The organism is Methylobacterium indicum, from assembly GCF_001043895.1.
GTDB classification, from domain to species: Bacteria; Pseudomonadota; Alphaproteobacteria; order Rhizobiales; family Beijerinckiaceae; genus Methylobacterium; species Methylobacterium indicum.
On the sequence record NZ_JTHF01000412.1, the window covers coordinates 1 to 538 of the forward strand.

General features: G+C 71.4%; 1 protein-coding gene. It reads right to left on the minus strand.

Annotation, left to right across the window (positions count from 1 at the left end; translation table 11 throughout):
* On the minus strand, positions 1 to 538 hold a 538-nt coding region (locus QR78_RS34670; protein ID WP_048431468.1), incomplete at both ends, for an ISL3 family transposase.

Consider the following 538-nt stretch of genomic DNA (forward strand, 5'->3'; position numbering starts at 1 on the left):
CAACCGGGCATGGGCGCCGTGGAGCCAGCGTTCGACGGCCTGCCGCATGTTGGTGAGCAGGTGCCAGCGATCGGCGACCTGCTGGGCCTGGGGAGCACCGAGGCTTGCGCCGCGGGCATACTCTGTCGAGCGATCTCGGGCGATGAGTTCGACGCCGGCGTGCCGTTCGAGCCAGCCGGCTACCGTAGGTGCCGTGCGATCCGGGAGGAGATCGATGACGCGGCGACGATCGAGGTCGACGACGATCGTGCCGTAACGGCTGCCCTTCCGGATCGCCCAATCGTCGATGCCGATGCGGAGTGGAACTGGCGGGTTGGGCATCGGCATGCGGGTGATGAGCCGCAGCACGGTCGCGCGACTCGCCGGCATATGGAGGTGCGTGAGGAGACGGGCGCCGCCCGCACCGCCGCAGGCGAGGCCGACCCTGGCCTGCGCCTCGCCGAGCCGCCGCGTGCGGCGGGCGCGCGGCGCGAGGAGGTCTACAGGCGTCTCGGCGAAGGTTCGGCGTCGGCAGGTCGGGTTGCGGCAGTAGAACCGC